This window comes from Methylophilus sp. Leaf414, from assembly GCF_001425425.1.
Taxonomy (GTDB): Bacteria; Pseudomonadota; Gammaproteobacteria; order Burkholderiales; family Methylophilaceae; genus Methylophilus.
The window spans coordinates 1-1,811 of sequence record NZ_LMQQ01000009.1; the positions used below are offsets into that span (position 1 = coordinate 1).

Annotated in this window: 3 protein-coding genes; all 3 read left to right on the top strand. The window is 43.6% G+C overall.

Going from position 1 to position 1,811, the window contains the following annotated elements; all coding sequences use genetic code 11:
- The first annotated feature begins 203 nt into the window (after positions 1 to 203).
- Positions 204 to 710 carry a hypothetical protein gene (locus tag ASG24_RS14270; RefSeq protein WP_055872284.1) on the top strand — a complete coding sequence of 169 codons (507 nt, stop codon included), beginning with the start codon at positions 204 to 206 and terminating at the stop codon, positions 708 to 710.
- 72 nt (positions 711 to 782) lie between these two features.
- Positions 783 to 1,121, top strand: a complete 339-nt coding sequence (locus tag ASG24_RS14275; RefSeq protein WP_055872285.1) for a hypothetical protein — start codon at positions 783 to 785, stop codon at positions 1,119 to 1,121.
- 450 nt (positions 1,122 to 1,571) lie between these two features.
- Positions 1,572 to 1,811, top strand: a 240-nt coding sequence (locus ASG24_RS14700) for a hypothetical protein (protein ID WP_156376583.1), incomplete at its 3' end; no start/stop codon positions are given.

Genomic DNA, 1,811 nt, shown 5'->3' on the forward strand with positions numbered 1-1,811 from the left:
CCATAAATGTAGCTCCTAAACAGGGGTTGAAAATGATGAAGTTTACCTAAATTAAAAGTGATTGCGTCCGCAATTACACTTAATTATTATACGGACAGGTTTGCTTCTAAACATAAGAAATAATTGGAACGACGCATGAGAGTTTCCTTTTTAAGAATATTATTATGCAGACAGATGCGTCCGGTTAATAACTGTTGGGCATCATGAAAAAATTTACCGTGCTCCTTTTGTTGTTTTCAGCCACATCGGCTGCATTGGCTGAGCCACCGTCTATTCGCTTCAATGGGTTCGGTTCTGCCTCTGTTGGGATGTCAAAGGCAACTGTAGAGCGAGCTCTTTCACAAAAGCTCGAACAACCACCAGAGTCACATGACATTGAATGCGAATATTTCGAGGCCACAAAAGGCTTATCTGGTGTGCTGTTTATGTTCGTTCAAGGGAAGCTTGTCCGTATTGATGTAGAAAAAGGAAAAACCCAAACCGAAACGGGCATTCGTATTGGTGATCCTATGTCAAAAATCAAGAAAGCCTACCCAACAAGGCTAACCATTACTGCACACCAATACATTCCAGCACCTCAAGGAAAGTACGTTACAGTTAAGTCTCCTGATGGAAAGAACGCCATCCGTTTCGAAATTGATAACGGTCGGGTAGTTGCTTTTTATTCTGGCCGCTTCCCTGAGGTTGAATATGTCGAGCGCTGTTTGTAAATACATGCTGCCCAACCCATCCATCAAGCGGGACGCGCTAAAGCGCGCCCCTTATGTCAAACGTTAGGCATTATGGAAACTTCCGCTATCCAATCCATAAAACTGGCTATAGTTGCTGCTACGGGGCTATCTAAAGATGCTCTTCATATCTATGTCGGCCTTGCTGTATTTCTTGTGGCAGCAATTGTGTTCCGCAAGCCACTTCGTTCTAATGTCCCATGGTTTGTGGTTGTTAGTGTAGCCATCACAGGAGAAGTGCTCGATATGCGTGATGACATTGCTAGCCTTGGGTATTGGCGTTGGGGTGCAAGTTTGCACGACATACTCAATACCCTTTTCTGGCCAAGCGTATTTTTGCTACTCGCCAAGTATGGCATTATCTTTCATGCTTCAAGTGACCGTAATGCCTAACCCATCATTCAAGCGGGACTGGCTAAAGCCAGCCCCTTAATTCAAACGTTAGGCATTTGAATGACATCGACTTTCGAATATGAAACATGGCTCATTGAAACGGGCGATATCATAATCCGTAAAGAAGCACAAAACGGCGCCGCAAGCCTCACGTCATATGAAAAGCTAATTTACTGTGTTTGGGTCGCGGACTACGGAATGAGAAATGCAGGCGACTTGAGAACTGCAAGCGAGTTGTATCCACCTTTTCAAAGCGAGGCATGCACACTTGCAAGAGACTTGTCGCTCCAATACACATTGGACACTTTCTCTATGTCAGAAAATGAATTATGTTCGCAGTATTTTGATCGCTTCGAGGGTGTATGCAATGAACTCAAAAATGCCTAACCCATCCATCAAGCGGGACCCGCTAAAGCGCGCCCCTTATGTCAACACGTTAGAGCACAAATCATGAAAGCCACAGAGTTGAAATTCCGCGCCCATGAATATACAGGGCGAGAAAAAGGGATGATGGTAATCGGAAGCACTACTCAACTTCAGCAGTTATCCGAGCTTTTGAAAGCTCCAATTCACACTGAAACTACTGAATGGCCAACACAAGTTACTTCAATTAATATTGGCTCTGAATCCAACCCATATATTTTGTCATTTCACATTGAAAATAACTCTAATAAGCCAGTTTCAAACATA